Annotated in this window: 9 protein-coding genes and 1 pseudogene; 3 read left to right on the plus strand and 7 right to left on the minus strand. The window is 46.1% G+C overall.

Annotation, left to right across the window (positions count from 1 at the left end; all coding sequences use genetic code 11):
* A pseudogene (gene zntB / locus ACRC27_RS06230) lies at window positions 1-188 on the minus strand (zinc transporter ZntB); the annotation flags it as partial.
* 160 nt (window positions 189-348) lie between these two features.
* Between zntB and ACRC27_RS06235 the strand changes: the two are divergent.
* The gene (locus ACRC27_RS06235; protein WP_438624156.1) at window positions 349-519 is read left to right on the plus strand and encodes a hypothetical protein; all 171 of its coding nucleotides are present in this window, start codon (window positions 349-351) and stop codon (window positions 517-519) included.
* A 128-nt stretch (window positions 520-647) separates the two neighbouring features.
* Here the strand turns inward: ACRC27_RS06235 and menI are convergent, their stop codons facing one another.
* Together menI and ydiJ are read right to left on the minus strand one after the other, a co-directional pair.
* A complete protein-coding gene (menI, locus tag ACRC27_RS06240; protein WP_438624157.1) occupies window positions 648-1,061 on the minus strand; it encodes a 1,4-dihydroxy-2-naphthoyl-CoA hydrolase in 414 nt (137 codons plus the stop codon).
* Between the two features lie 240 nt (window positions 1,062-1,301).
* Complete coding sequence (ydiJ, locus tag ACRC27_RS06245) at window positions 1,302-4,373, minus strand: D-2-hydroxyglutarate dehydrogenase YdiJ (RefSeq protein ID WP_438639436.1); 3,072 nt, start codon at window positions 4,371-4,373, stop codon at window positions 1,302-1,304.
* A gap of 423 nt (window positions 4,374-4,796) precedes the next feature.
* Between ydiJ and ACRC27_RS06250 the strand changes: the two genes are divergently transcribed.
* On the plus strand, window positions 4,797-5,846 hold the full coding sequence (locus ACRC27_RS06250) for a 3-deoxy-7-phosphoheptulonate synthase (RefSeq protein WP_438630911.1): 1,050 nt from the start codon (window positions 4,797-4,799) through the stop codon (window positions 5,844-5,846).
* A 105-nt stretch (window positions 5,847-5,951) separates the two neighbouring features.
* Here the strand turns inward: ACRC27_RS06250 and ACRC27_RS06255 are convergent, their stop codons facing one another.
* The 3 genes from ACRC27_RS06255 to rlmG all read right to left on the minus strand — a co-directional run bounded on the left by ACRC27_RS06255 (window position 5,952) and on the right by rlmG (window position 10,351).
* Window positions 5,952-7,811 (minus strand): peptidase U32 family protein, encoded by a 1,860-nt coding sequence (locus tag ACRC27_RS06255; RefSeq protein WP_438630913.1) that lies wholly within the window; start codon window positions 7,809-7,811, stop codon window positions 5,952-5,954.
* Window positions 7,812-8,612: 801 nt separating this feature from the next.
* The gene (locus ACRC27_RS06260) at window positions 8,613-9,032 is read right to left on the minus strand and encodes an H-NS family histone-like protein (RefSeq protein ID WP_438624162.1); all 420 of its coding nucleotides are present in this window, start codon (window positions 9,030-9,032) and stop codon (window positions 8,613-8,615) included.
* A 197-nt stretch (window positions 9,033-9,229) separates the two neighbouring features.
* Complete coding sequence (gene rlmG / locus ACRC27_RS06265; RefSeq protein WP_438630577.1) at window positions 9,230-10,351, minus strand: 23S rRNA (guanine(1835)-N(2))-methyltransferase RlmG; 1,122 nt, start codon at window positions 10,349-10,351, stop codon at window positions 9,230-9,232.
* A gap of 229 nt (window positions 10,352-10,580) precedes the next feature.
* Here rlmG and ACRC27_RS06270 point away from each other — a divergent pair, with 229 nt between their 5' ends.
* On the plus strand, window positions 10,581-11,903 hold the full coding sequence (locus tag ACRC27_RS06270; protein WP_438624165.1) for a Na+/H+ antiporter family protein: 1,323 nt from the start codon (window positions 10,581-10,583) through the stop codon (window positions 11,901-11,903).
* A 199-nt stretch (window positions 11,904-12,102) separates the two neighbouring features.
* On the opposite strand, the gene ACRC27_RS06275 is transcribed toward ACRC27_RS06270, so the two are convergent.
* The coding region (locus tag ACRC27_RS06275; RefSeq protein WP_438639435.1) for a DUF808 family protein at window positions 12,103-12,783 on the minus strand (681 nt) is incomplete at its 5' end.

The following is a 12,783-nucleotide window of genomic DNA, read 5'->3' on the forward strand; positions in this document are numbered from 1 at the left end:
ACCCCTTCAGGCAACACATCACTGTTTTTAATCCACTCTGCCGATTGCGGATGGCTGTAATCGAGATGTAACCATGCAGGTAATGATGGAATAGCGTTTGTGGCGGCATTCATCGGTAAAGCGCCGCCTTTGCCATCAAAAAACATCTTGGTTACAGCACCTTCCACTAACACATCATTTAGTTGCATCTTTTCATCCTAAAATATCGTCACAATTCCCTATACCGATCACATTTTGAATCTATTTGCCGATTTCCAAATAGCAAATTTGTGATAGATTTCTGCCCATAAAATTTGGCGTTAGCGTCCCTGTTATCATCCGTTAAGTCTATTTTAAGGATCACCGACAATGAAACAAAGTGCAGAGGTCTGGCTAGAGCAAGAGCTTATGCTGCAGGAAGTGATCAGAACCGAGAGATTGCGCCATTTACGCGAAGAGCAGGACAATACACAACCTGACACAAACCGCCGCTCTTGCCGCCGTCGTCAGATTAAACGCAGCAAGAAAGTAACGCTGTAATCTAATGTAAATCCCGAAAATCAGCGAAGAAAGCAACTTAGAAAATCAGGGAGTTACTGCAGTAACGGCCCTGACCTTCAGGTTATAGTGCCACGTATATCATCTACGTTTCAGCGTTTAATAATCGGTTAATCAACAATCGCGGTGGTTAACCGTGCGCTGCAACAGAGCTGATCTTGCTGATTGAAGATCTCAATCTGCCAGACTTGGTGTCGGCTGCCGGTATGTAATGCTTTGCAAACACCGCGCGCCATACCCTGCCGAATCGCTTTGATATGGTTGGCATTCACTTCTAGCCCCACCACTTTTTGTTCACCCTCTGTACACAAGTACCCTGCCACTGAGCCAAGGGTCTCTGCTAATACCACCGACGCACCGCCGTGTAATAAACCAAACGGCTGAGTAGTTCGCTGATCGACCGGCATCGTCGCTTCAATGCTGTCTGTATTCAACGCGATAAATTCGATACCAACATGACCAACCATACAATTTGTTCCCATTGCATTGAGTTGGCTAAGGGTTGCCTGACGCTTCCACATCATAGGTACACTCTCTTTTTTAGCATTTTATTCAACAAATTGCATGCAATTCCGTGAATGGTATTCATCGCTATTCATGGCAGTTTTGTGCTTCACATCCCCTATAAGTATTATGGATATAACTCGATAGCAAACCCCATAACAACCCTAGAGTGCACATAATTACACATTTACAATGGGTGATGTTGTCACTCAAAATGCCACGAAATACCGGTTTATACCGACATGATTGTGCGATAGTGACTACAACAAATTGCCATCGCGACAAATCGCCAGCAGTGCTTGCGCTGGATGTAAAATGGCGGTTTTCTCTTCACGTTTAACCTGACTGCGGCACGAGTAACCGGTTGAAACACAGCGATTTAATGGGCGAATTTTGAGTTGTGATTGCCAAGACAAAGCATAGATCCCCTGAGAGTGTGTTCGGTTTTTCTTTTCATGCCCGTATGTTCCGGCCATACCACAGCACCCAACACTAACCGCTTGTAACTCTGCGCCAAAATGCGCAAATATCGAGGCCCAGTCTCGGCTACTTTCAGGTAATGCGGTACTTTCAGTGCAGTGGCCAAACAAATACCATGTGTCAGAGGTTTTACGGTAAGCTGGCAAGGTAGCCAGTTGATTTTTCAGCCACTCATGAGCCAACAATACGTTAAAGTCACCGCGCTTATCCCCCAGCGTGATACGGTATTCATCGCGATAGCAAAGCACCAGAGCCGGATCAACACCCACCAGCGGAATACCCAATGCGCTAATATGGTTTAAAAACTCTGCCGTATTTGCGGCGGTATTGGCAAACTCAGTGAGGAAACCTTTGACATGTTGTGGTTTTCCGTTGGGTTTGAACGGCAGTAATACGGGCTGAAAACCTAAGTGTTCGGCCAGCCTGATAAAGTCCGCAACAACGTTTGCATCATAAAAACTGGTAAACGGGTCTTGTACTACCAGCAGATAACGTGATTTTTCAGCCTGACTGAGCGCCTGCAACTGTGCATAATCAAACTGCAATGCGGTGTGTCCGGTTAGCTGTTCGGGCAATGTCGGCACAGATAGCAAGGGTACATCGACCATACCGAGTGTTTTTTCTGTCAGATGTTGCATCCACGTTGGCTGTATGAGGGCATTAAACAACCGAGGGGCTTTGGCCATCAGAGGGGCATATTGTTCGACTGTGCCAATCATATAATCACGCACGGGCCGCAAATAACGGGTGTGATAGAGCTGCAAAAAGCGCGAACGAAAAGCCGGCACATCAATTTTAATCGGGCACTGTGTTGAGCAGGCTTTACAGGCCAAGCAGCCAGACATCGCCTCTTTCACTTCGTGCGAGAAGTCATACTCACCGCGCCGTGCAGCCAAGGTGTAGCGCGTTTTTGCTATTAGCTGGCGGAATGTGGTGCGTGTTCCGGTCAACGATGCTTCAATCGCCAGCGTATCTGCGCCTTCATCGGCCAGTAGTGTCAGCCATTCGCGCACCAACGCGGCACGGCCTTTTGGTGAGTGGCGGCGATCTCGGGTAATTTTTACCGAGGGACACATCGGGCTGTGGGTGTCAAAGTTAAAACACAGGCCGTTACCGTTACACTCAAGTGCGCCGCGGTAAGATTCACGCACTGTTAGCGGGATTTTTTTATCATGCCAGCTACGTTTTTCATCACTGACCTGCACCAATTGTGCATCCGCTTTCAGTGGAATACAGATTTTTCCGGGGTTCAGCCGGTTATCAGGGTCAAACACGGTTTTGATGTGGCGCAGCTCGTTCCACAGTGTTTCACCAAAAAACAGCGGGCTGTATTCGGAACGAAAGCCTTTTCCGTGTTCACCCCACATCAGGCCACCGTATTTTGCTGTCAGCGCCACAACCTGATCAGAGAGCGTTTTCATCAGGATCTCTTGCTGCGGATCGCACAAATCCAGTGCCGGACGAACATGCAATACCCCCGCATCAACGTGGCCAAACATGCCGTAATGCAGCCCATGTTGATCGAGTAAGGTTCTAAATTCGGCAATGTAATCGGCCAAATGCTCGGGCGGCACACAGGTATCTTCTGCAAATGCGATGGGTTTGGCCGCGCCTTTGGTGTTGCCGAGCAACCCAACGGCCTTTTTACGCATGGTGTAAATACGCTCGATACTGACCAGATCGTTGCAACGCTGATAGCCAATCACACCCGATAGATGCTCGGGTAATAGGCTATCAAGCTTATCGCACAGCGCATTGACCTGCTGCTCAATCAGCACAGCATCATCACCGGCAAATTCCACGATATTCAGACCCTGCATATCCACACCGGGGACATCCGTAATCAGCTCTCGTACCGAGTGCCAGACAATGTCTTCACGTGCAAGGTTGAGTACTTTTGAATCGACTGTCTCTACAGATAAGGCATTGGCCTGTACCATAAAAGGCGCATGGCGCAGTGCCGAATCAAAACTGTCGTATTTAATATTGATCAGTTGCCTAACGTGTGGAATGGCAGTGATATTGAGTTTTGCTTCGGCAATCAGCGCCAAAGAGCCTTCTGATCCAGTTAATAGACGGGTTAAATCAAACTGGCTGAGGTCATCATTAAAGACATGCTTGAGATCATAGCCTGTCAAAAAGCGGTTCAATGGAGGGAAACGCTCTAAAATTAATGCACGTTGTTCACGGCAACGCCCAAGAACGGTTTGGTACACCTGCCCGATACGCTCTTTTTGCTGCGCAAGATGTTCGGCCAGCGCGACAGCCATCGGCGCGGTATCAAGTAGCGTGCCATCAACCATGACGGCACGTAAACCCAGCACATGATCCGAAGTTTTGCCATACAACAGTGACCCCTGACCTGAGGCATCGGTATTAATCATACCGCCTATCGTGGCGCGGTTGCTGGTGGAAAGATCGGGTGAAAAGAAGTAACCATGTGGCCGCAGATAAGCATTGAGTTGATCTTTAATTACGCCAGACTCTACGCGCACCCACATTTCATCTAAATTCAGCTCTAAAATACGGTTCATGTAACGCGAGGTATCGACCACGATGCCCGTCGTCAATGATTGACCATTTGTTCCCGTTCCGCCGCCACGTGGGGTAAATGTCAGCGTTTTAAAATCAGCTAACTGGGCGGTTTGCATTAACAGCAGCATATCGGCCACCGAGCGCGGAAAGACCACTGCCTGCGGAAGTTGTTGATACACACTGTTATCCGTTGCCATACTTAGGCGCGCAGCATAAGTATGCTCTGCATCCCCCGTAAAGCCATGGGCTTTTAGCGCATCAAGAAAAGCGTGCGTGACCGGCGCTACGCCCGGCACATGTGATAAACGCGGAATCATCATTGTTATCCCTTACAACATTGCGTCCTCATGCTTTGATAGTGGTCTACACCTACCCCTGACAAAGCCATGCCTACTGTATTTATCTAATCTACTGTTTTACTGCACGTATGTCTTGTCTAACACAAGTAGCGGGAGATTTTTTGCAACCAGATCACCGGTAACGACACAAACCTGTGGTTACACAGATGCTATTACCCAGAGCAGTGCAGCCGATCCGTCTCTTTTTATCCCCCTATTGATGTTTGTTGATAATTTGCACAACACATCGCCAATTTTCGCCAATTCCTAAAATTATTTTTCTATATGCCATTTTATCGGCTCTGAATCGGCCCTACCTGTTTGCAGCCTGCCTAAATTTCGTTATTGTGTCTAGGTGAGTCTCTTCACAGCCCGTCTGTATGAAGTTACCAAGAGAATATAATGCCTATTAGAACTGATGAGTTGCGCACTGCACGCATTGACACTCTGGTCACGCCTGATGAATTGGCAGCGGAATATCCGCTTGATGATCAGATAGCCAATACCGTGATGAGTGCCCGTAAAACAATAGAAAATATTTTAAGTGGGATAGATCCGCGTTTGCTGGTGATCGTCGGCCCCTGTTCGGTACACGATCCGAAAGCAGCCGTTGACTATGCACAGCGGTTGTATGCCCTGCACCAGCAGTATCATGATCGCCTGTTCATTGTTATGCGCACCTATTTTGAAAAGCCACGTACGGTTGTCGGCTGGAAAGGGTTAATTTCAGACCCCTATCTTGATGGCAGTTTTCAGGTCAATCAGGGTATCAAAATGGCGCGTAAGCTGTTGCTCGATATCAATAAGATTGGTCAGCCAACAGCCACTGAGTTTTTGGATATGGTCACAGGCCAATATATTGCCGATCTGATCAGTTGGGGCGCAATTGGTGCCCGTACCACAGAAAGCCAGATCCACCGTGAAATGGCCTCTGCGCTGTCGTGTCCGGTTGGCTTTAAAAATGGCACTGATGGGAATGTGCGTATCGCCATTGATGCCATTCGTGCATCGAGTGCATCGCACATGTTTTTATCGCCCGATAAACACGGCAAGATGACCGTTTACCGCACCTCGGGTAACCCTTACGGGCATATCATTTTACGCGGCGGAAAAGACCCCAATTATCAGGCGAAATATGTCTCGCAAGCCTGTGATCGCCTGCGTGAGTTTGATCTGGCAGAACATCTGGTGGTTGATTTTAGCCACGGCAATTGCCAGAAGCTTCACCGCCGTCAGCTTGATGTGTGCGATAACATTTGCGCACAAATTGAAGCCGGTTCTCGTGCGGTTGCGGGGATCATGGCCGAAAGCTTTTTGGTGGAAGGAAGCCAAAAAGTGGTTAATGGTCAGGCCGCGGTGTATGGCCAGTCAATCACTGATCCGTGCCTGAGCTGGGCGGATACAGAAACTCTGCTCGAAAAACTCGCGACTGCAGTAGCCAGCCGCTTTTAGCACTCACAAAAAACTCCCCGTTATGGGGAGTTTTTTAAATCGCATGCATTTTGCAACGCATACTCAATAATTTGATTTCAAGCACCGGTTGTTAATGGTTTCACATCAAACAACGCGTGCTGATTTTCCCTTTTTTAACTTGCCCATGACGTGCATTTCGCAACGCTTACAATCAAATTTCAAACGAAACGTATCGTTACCCATATCCAGTACCAACGGATCCGGTTTCAACCCTTTCACCTCTTTTGGACACATGTTCTGGGTATAACGTAAGCAGTGTTTGGTGATCATCAGGGAAACTTCATCATCTTCCTGATTTAGCTCATAAGCCGGTGCAACCTCGTTCACACCGTGATCACGGTAAAAGGCTTCTGCCGCTTTATTGTAAACATTACCTAAATAACTCAAGGTATCTTGCGGGAAGGTGGCATTTTCCTCTGCCGTATGGCGCAGCGGGCGCTGATACCCTTGCATACGAGCATGCTCAAGTTTCTCGCACGCCTCGCGCCGTAAGGTGTTGAGTGCAGACACAGGGATAAACCACGCCTGTGACAACGTCACCTCTATCTTACGCAGGTAAAATAGCGTATTACCAAGTTTGCCTAGCTGATCGCGTACCGTTTGATAAGCACGCTCAGGGTTATTAGCAACCGATTTTTCCGCCTCGAGCATCACCTCAACCGCAAAACCCTGCTCATCTTGCATCGTCAGGCAAAAGCCCTGCTCTGTTTCGGTAAAACTGAGATCAGCGGCAATCTGACGGGTGGCTGACTCTTTATCCAACACACCATCAAACTGCTGATCATGGTTGCGATAAATCACGGTATTCACGGTTAATCCGCGCACTGGCTCGGCAGTAAACAAGCGATGCCCATCGGCCCGATTGATCCGCAACCCACTTAGCTCATTACGCGCGGTGAAATAGCACAACCCATCACCGTTATTAAAGGTTGTCTGGCTGCTAACTTCAAACCAGTTAGGCCCAACTCGGGTGACTTTTCCAGCCTCTTCGCCAATATATTTGGGTGATCGGAACGAAGCAATTGTGGGTTGTCTTCCCAGCAAAAAGTAGTCGGTACTGCCGCGATTAAAGGTTTTATCCGGATTTGGGCTAAAGGTGTACTGGCTACGCCCCGCCGATGAACGGCTCAATTCAGGACGCTGCTCTAAAATTGTATCAAGCTGCTGACGATACCATGCTGTCACATTTTTAATGTACGACAGATCTTTTAAGCGCCCTTCAATTTTGAATGAACGCACGCCCGCATCAATCATTGCCGGTAAGTTTGCGCTCTGGTTCATATCCTTAAGCGATAATAGGTGTTGATCTTGTACCAACACCTCGCCTTCACGGTTTTTCAGTGAGCAAGGTACACGGCAGATTTGCGCACATTCGCCACGGTTTGCACTGCGTCCGGTCAGCGCATGGCTGATATAACACTGGCCACTGTAAGCAACACAAAGTGCGCCATGGATAAAAAATTCAAGTTGTACAGAAGTTTGGGCAGAAATAGCGGCTATCTGCTCTAACGATAATTCACGGGCTAATACCACCTGTGAAAATCCGACATCTTGCAAAAACTTCACTTTTTCAGGGGTTCGGTTATCCAACTGAGTGCTGGCATGCAACGCAATCGGCGGTAAATCGAGCTGTAATAGCCCCATATCCTGCACAATTAGAGCATCAGCACCCGCATTCCACAACTGATGAGTCAGTAATTCAGCCTCTGCCAGCTCACTGTCTTTAAGGATAGTATTGAGTGCCACAAACACCTGAGCGCCATAACGGTGGGCAAAGGTGGTCAGCAGTTCAATATCTGCAACACTGTTACCTGCATTAGATCGCGCCCCAAATGCCGGACCACCGATATAAACTGCATCCGCACCGTGTTTTATCGCTTCAATACCAAAGGCTGCATTTTTTGCAGGCGCAAGCAGTTCAAGTCGGTTATTTTGTACCATCATCAGTCAGCAAAACTCTGTCAGAAAACCATAATAAAAAAGGGGATGCAGTGTATAACAAACTTAGCATGACCACACCCTCATTTACTTTGCGTATTTTAGCCTACATTCATCTTCTGCCATGATGATGGTTCATAGCATGTCTGCAAATCCACACCCTCCCCTAACGGAGCTAACTGAAAATCAGCGATACGGGTGATAACACCCACAGCACGCCGATCTGATCTATTGGTTTATCGGGATTACCTATCATCCGTATTAATCATGCGCTGCTTTCCGTGTGTTTCTATTTTCAAGGTAACATGCTGCATGGTGCTCTCTAAAAACAGTATATTGATATCCTTATCATCACCTACATGCTTCCGCATTACCGAGAGTAGCTCATCCGCTATAAAATCTAGGTTCAGTTCACTCATGACAATTTGGCCTTATTAATGATGATGCCACGCAAAAAAATAACCTATCTCTGCATATTATTGTGCAGATACAGATTCTATTGAGCATAGTTCAAAGAGCCATATTCGGTAAAAAGCCATACAAAATAAACCTGAGCAGATAAATATGACACAGTGAAATTATTTGTATTACGCGCTACTCTTATCTTAGATAAAACTTATCGCTCAACTTACTGAATATACAAATAAAAAAAGAGCCCCTAAAGGCTCTTCTTTGTCTATCCGTCATACTGAGTGAACTGTAATATTACAGAGTAATCATCACAGATATCACTCAAATATAATGACGCATTTATCATGACATTTTGTTGATGTGAAGTAACGGCAACATCAGCAACAAAAAGGTCAATTAGATCTTATTGATCAGGAAGCTTTCCAGAGACTCACCGTTCTCTAATGCTTTTGCAATCAGAGCAGGAGTGCGGCCTTGGCCAGTCCAGGTTTTCACTTCACCGTTTTCATCTAAGTACTCATACTTAGGTGCACGTGGCGCGCGCTTACCTTGTGTTTTAACCGGTGCTTTTGCCGCAGCAACTTGCAGCAGATCGTTCAAATCAATACCGTCTTCTTTAAGCATTTCACGGTACTGTTCCAGCTTACGAGCACGCTCTTCATCTTGTGCTTTTTGCAGGGAATCTTCTTCACGGCGCTCTTCAACAACGATAGATAACTTCTCTAATACCGATTCTAACGTTTCAAAGTCAACTTCACGCGCAAAAGCACGCAGTGAACGAATATTTTTAAATAGAGCAATGATTTCTTGAGACATAATAATTAACACAACTAACAAATATTTTTCTAATAGTTAGCTATCAAGTACTACAAATAAGTAATGATAACCATGAAACTCTATTTTAGAACGAAAATAGGATAAAGCCAATCTATCCCAACCAATTATTAATACTTTTTACACTTTAATTTACATTTTGCTTGAATCATCAGCAAACATATTCAATTTAGCGCATGTCACCCTTTCACTGCACGTAAAATGACAAATTTCTGATTCGCTGCCACTGTACTGCAATTACCAAATAGACGACGTAATTTTAAGTGATAGCCTAAATGCCGATTTCCAATAATACGGAGTTCACCGCCCTTTTTCAGACAACGCTTTGCATCACGGAACATTTGCCATGCAATATGATCGGTAACAGATTGCTGTTGATGAAAAGGTGGATTACATAATATAGACTGAATCGAATTAGCTTCTATATTTTGCAAACTATCGCCAATACTAAATTCACAACGTGTTAAATCTTGTGGGTAATTATCCTCTATATTGATGCGGCTTGATTCTACAGCCATATAAGACTCATCAATAAAAATAACATGCGCATCAGGGTTTTGCTTCAATGCTGTCAGCCCGACAACCCCATTCCCACACCCTAAATCAACGATATTGCCCTGAATACCAACCGGCAAGTGCTGCATGAAAAAACGAGCACCAATATCTAAAGAGGCCCGTGAAAAAACATTAGCATGGTTGTGTATTGTTTCGCCGCTATTTTCCAATACCCATGTTGTTGGATATGGATTTTCAATCTCAGGGCGAGATTCTACCTGTGCAAATACGAGTCGGGCTTTTTTCCACGCCAAGCTAGTGGTAGTTTCACCTATTATTTTGCTAAATAAATTCAAGGTAGAGGTATGAATATCACGCGCTTTTGCACCAGCGATAACACGTGTTTCCGGTGTAATCACTGTTCGTAATAACAGCAATTGATGCTCTAGCAGAGCCAATGTTTTTGGAATTTTAATGACAACAAGTGCCGGATTTTGCGGCAAAGGCTGCATACAATCTTGCAGAATAACCTGCTCAGAGGCTAACCCGTTACGCTGCATATTTTTAAGTAGCGCTTGCTGACTGACATAAGAGTCAGTCACCGATACGGGCATGTGTGCATGCAGTGCACAGGTCAATGCGCCAAAGTTATCATTAAAGATGATCACCGGCCCATTAATAGGATGCTCGGCTAACTCTTGTAACAGATACTCATCTGCTGCTTCCCATGCTTGTAATTCAGATGTGCCCTCTTCAGGATAACGAACTAAATCCAACGTCAGCGATCCTGATTCAAAATGGCTCATGCCTTAACTCCACAATAGTGTGACTCAATTTATGCCACTATTTTAACGTGAAATGCAGGGGCTGTGTTGATATTCATCTGTGCCAAAATACGTTTACCGTGTCATATCTGCAAAAGGCATGACACTGATTCACACCTTACTGACATAATATTTAAATTTATGCTCGACAAACGGGTATGAATACGGAATCTTACACTTACTCTAATTAACTATTACATTTGAATTGTCTATGAATGCCGTTGTCATTGCCGTTTGTGTCATGTTGTTGTTAAGTTTATTGCGGGTAAACGTTGTGATTTCATTAACGTTTTCCGCAATTTTAGGTGGGCTCATTAGTGGAATGGATTTAAAGCAGACCGTCGATACCTTTACCGGTGGTCTGGGTGGAGGTGCTGAAATTGCGCTAAGTTATGCCATGTTGGGTACTTTTGCCGTAGCGATTTCCCGCTCTGGGATTACTGACGTTCTCGCACAGTTTGTGATCAAAAAACTGGGTGCTGAGGCCAGCGCCAATAAGGTGTTCTGGTTTAAATACCTGCTGCTGCTGGCTATTGCGTTAATCGCCATCTCCTCACAAAATGCAATCCCGATTCATATCGCATTTATTCCGATTCTTATCCCGCCATTGCTGCATGTTATGGCACAACTGAATATGGATCGTCGCGCAGTCGCCTGTGCCATTACATTTGGCCTGACTGCCCCCTATATGATCCTTCCGGTTGGGTTTGGCGGCATTTTCCTTAATAATATTTTGCTGCAAAATCTCAACAATAACGGTTTGCACGTTACCGCAAGCCAAGTGCCCACGGCCATGGCGCTGCCTGTTATGGGGATGGTGGTTGGTTTGCTCGTTGCGGTATTTTTTAGCTACCGTAAACCGCGTCATTATGATGTGGAAAAAATTCTTGCTGCTGAACCGGAAAAAAAGAGCATTGAACCCCAGCATTTGTGGGTGGCAGGCGCTGCAATTTTAGGTGCTCTGGGTGTACAGCTGTATACCAACTCCATCATTCTTGGTGCGCTGATGGGCTTTATCATCTTTATTATCGGCGGTGTAATTAACTGGCGCGATACACAAGATGTCTTTAGCCGTGGCGTACAAATGATGGCGATGATCGGGTTTATTATGATCACAGCATCCGGTTTTGCCGCAGTAATGAAAGCCACCGGCAGTGTAGAAACGCTGGTGCACTCGATTACTGATGTCATTGGCCACAACCGCGCTCTGGGTGCATTTCTGATGCTGGTGGTCGGTCTGTTGATTACTATGGGTATCGGCTCTTCATTCTCGACCGTACCGATTATCGCCACTATTTATGTGCCGCTGTGTATCTCTTTTGGCTTCTCACCTATGGCAACCATTGCACTCGTTGGTGTTGCCGGCGCACTGGGTGATGCAGGCTCTCCGGCCTCAGACTCTACTCTTGGGCCGACATCAGGCCTGAATATGGATGGTCAGCATGATCATATCTGGGATACAGTAGTACCTACGTTTGTTCACTATAATATTCCGTTGCTGATGTTCGGCTGGCTTGCTGCGATGATCCTGTAGCCGATGATTTACTATCACACTATCGTTGATCATTTAGGCTAAAACGTAAGCGTTCAAATCAAAACGTTTAGTATTAAGCACTGAGTTACCCAATGTATCGGGCGGTATAAATACCGCCCGTTTTTTTGCTTTATCGTTTACTGTACATTTTTATTTTGTGCGGGTACGTCTCTAATGAGGGAATAATCCTCAGCAAACATTACCGCCAGAGTGCACGTATCCGGCTACACACAGAAACTACTATAAATACCAACGCACCGACAACCACACCCCAAATTGCATTCAATAAAGCAGGTGTGATAATGGCCAACATATCGCCCAGATACGCATAGTGGCTGACATATAGAGTCATGCTACCCATCCACATACTCACTGCATGCAAGCCGTGCGCAACAATACCGCCACCGACCATAAACATGGCGACCGTACCGACTAAGGTTAATCCGCGCATCAGATAGGGTGCTGAATGCAAAATTCCCTTTCCAACCAAACGCAACAAACGGGTTACTGCGCCTTGTCCCTGACGCTGCATTAAATACAACCCGCCATCATCAAGCTTAACGATAGCCGCCACCAGCCCGTAAACACCCGCGGTCATCGCCACAGCAACAACCGCAAGTACTGAGAATTGCAGCAAGAGTGACTGCCCAGCGACTGTACCCAGTGCAATGGCTATAATCTCTGCCGATAGAATAAAATCGGTAGTCACTGCGCCTTTGATTTTATCTTTTTCTGCTGCCAGCGGGGTTTGCTCAGGGGTATGTTTTGTTTCCTCTGTATTCAAGCTTTCAGCCGTATGCTGTGATGATTTTGTCAGTGTATGCAAAACCTTCTCAAACCCTTCGAAACAAAGGAACATGCCGCCCAGCATTAATAACGG

The organism is Plesiomonas sp. (assembly GCF_051650925.1).
GTDB lineage: Bacteria > Pseudomonadota > Gammaproteobacteria > Enterobacterales > CAMTGL01 > Plesiomonas.